The sequence below is a fragment of the Kocuria sp. genome (assembly GCF_030536815.1).
GTDB lineage: Bacteria > Actinomycetota > Actinomycetes > Actinomycetales > Micrococcaceae > Kocuria > Kocuria gwangalliensis.
The window spans coordinates 1-2456 of record NZ_JAUNPE010000249.1 but is presented as its reverse complement, the minus strand read 5'-3'; the positions used below and the strand labels follow the sequence as shown (position 1 = coordinate 2456).

Genomic DNA, 2456 nt, shown 5'->3' with positions numbered 1-2456 from the left:
CGAGACCATGAGTTCGCGCACCGGCTGGCTTCCTGGAACGTTGGTGAAATCCTCCACGTCGAACCCTGCCGCCTCCGCGGTCATGACGGCGATCTTGCCCAGGATGAGTTGCTCCGTGAAGTTCTTGCTCACCACCGTGATCTGGGCGTCCTCGGGCAGACCTTCCACGGCCTGAATCGTTCCCGGCTGCACCTCCGGCACGAACGACGTAGCCGGTTGCAGACCACAGCCCGTCAGCAGCATCACGCCAAGGCCCGCGCTCAGCCCGGCAGCAATGCGCGTGGGCTTTCGTTTCGACGACGACGCCGCCCCGGCCACCGGCCGCCGCCTTCGTCCCGTTCGTATTGACGTTGCCATCACAATCCCTTCGGGCGCGCAACGTATTCCACGAAGCGCCCCAGCCAATCCACGAGCAGAGCCAACAGTGCCACCAGCAGGGAACCCGCGATGAGCACCTTGATCAAGTTCAGGTTCACTCCCGTGGTGATCAGGATGCCCAGGCCACCGCCGTTGATGAACGTGGCCAGGGTCGCGGTGCCCACCAGCAGCACCAGCGCCGTGCGAATACCCGAGAGCATCACCGGCACCGCGAGCGGCAGTTCCACCCTGAAGAGCACCGCGATCGCGCTCATACCCATACCGCGGCCGGCTTCCACGAGCCGTTGGTCCACCTGCTGCAGACCCACCATGGTGTTACGCAACACCGGCAGGATCGCGTACGCCACCAACGCCACGACCGCTGCCGTGAAACCGAACCCCAGCCAGAAGGACAACAGCACCACCAGGCCGATGGCCGGAGCCGCTTGCCCGATATTGGCCACCACCAGAACGGGTCCGGTGAACTTTCGCAGCGGGCCGCGCGTGAGCAGGATCCCCAGCGGGATCGCGATGATCAGGACCAGGACGGCCGCCACCGCTGTGAGTTTCAAGTGCTCCCATGTGTAACCCCACAGGGCATCGGGTGCCAATGTCGCTCGTTCCGTTTCGGTCAGGTCACCGAAGGCCAACCACGCGAACAAGGCCGCAATGGCCACGAGGATGACGGCCAGCTGAATCCATAGATCCTTGGTCGAGCTCCCGGCCACCGCGGCGGTGGTCGAGACGGCATCCGGGTTCGCAATCCCGGTGGTGGCGCTCACGGGCGACCCTCAGCGGTGCCCTCGGTGGCCGCCGCCGTGGAACCGGCTGCGGCGGCGTCGTTGTGGTTGCCGTTGTCGGAGATCTGGGGGATGGCACCGGTGTTGAGGCCGACCGGCGCGTCGCCGTCGCCCTGGGCGGCAGCCTGGCCGGCCGAGATTGCGTCCATCACGGTATTGACCGTGATCAGGCCGGTGAATACGTCTCGTCGCCCGGCGACCAGTGCCGCGCCGGTGCTCGCGACCAGCATTGCGTCCAGGGCATCGTTGAGCGTGGATTGTTCATTGACGAGGGGCAGGTCGGGGTCCGCGGCGTCCGAAATCACCTGCAAGCGCGAAAGTTGGCGCTGCGACAACCACTGGATCGCGCGGCCACGCGAATCCAGGATCACCACATTCTGCTGACCGGCCTCCTCGAGCCGGGCAATGATCTCCTCCGGCGGCTCACCCGGTGTGGCGGTGACGGCTTGCTGCTGCTCGACCTCGTGCACCCGGTTGAGCGTGAGCTGCTTGAGCCCGGCGCCGGAGCCTATGAAGTTCTCCACGAACTCGCTGGCCGGATTGGCGAGGATACGTTCGGGAGAGTCGTACTGCTCGATTTGGGCGCCCTCGTTGAAGATGGCGATCCAGTCACCGAGCTTCACGGCCTCGTCGAAGTCGTGAGTCACACAGACAATGGTTTTCTGCAGCTCGGCCTGGATGTTGAGCAACTCGTTCTGCAGGCGTTGCCGCGTGATGGGATCCACCGCGCCGAACGGCTCGTCCATGAGCAGGATGGGCGGGTCCGCCGCGAGCGCACGGGCCACGCCGATGCGCTGCTGCTGACCACCGGAGAGTTCCTTGGGGTACCGGTTGCGGTAGGTCTTGGGGTCCAGGGACACCAGTTCGAGCAGTTCATCCACGCGAGCGGCAATGCGGTCCTTGTCCCAGCCGAGCATCTTGGGCACCAAACCGATGTTGGCGGCAACGCTCATGTGGGGGAACAGTCCGCCGGCCTGAATCACGTAGCCGATCTGACGGCGCAGTTTGTCACCGTTCATGCCCGTGACGTTGTCCCCGTTGATCACGATGGACCCGTCCGATGGCTCGATCAGACGATTGATCATTTTGAGCGTGGTGGTCTTGCCGCAGCCGGAGGGACCCACGAACATCACAATGCTGCCCGCGGGGATCTCCATGGTGAGCCCACCCACTGCCGGCTTGGCCTGACCGGGGTACTGCTTGGTCACCTGATCGAGGAGGATGGATGCGCCGCTGACCTTCTCGGCAGAGTTCTGGATGGTTTGTGTTTCAGACACGGATACCTCGCGAGGTTGTCAG

The 2456-nt window shown here is 64.6% G+C and carries 2 protein-coding genes and 1 pseudogene; all 3 read right to left on the bottom strand.

Going from position 1 to position 2456, the window contains the following annotated elements; all coding sequences use genetic code 11:
* Positions 1–357: pseudogene (locus tag Q4E95_RS12820) on the bottom strand (glycine/betaine ABC transporter substrate-binding protein); the annotation flags it as partial.
* A complete protein-coding gene (locus Q4E95_RS12815) occupies positions 357–1034 on the bottom strand; it encodes an ABC transporter permease (protein WP_303383670.1) in 678 nt (225 codons plus the stop codon). The gene Q4E95_RS12815 and the pseudogene Q4E95_RS12820, both read right to left, overlap by 1 nt.
* 101 nt (positions 1035–1135) lie before the next feature.
* Positions 1136–2434, bottom strand: a complete 1299-nt coding sequence (locus Q4E95_RS12810; protein WP_303383669.1) for an ABC transporter ATP-binding protein — start codon at positions 2432–2434, stop codon at positions 1136–1138.
* Positions 2435–2456 lie beyond the last annotated feature (22 nt).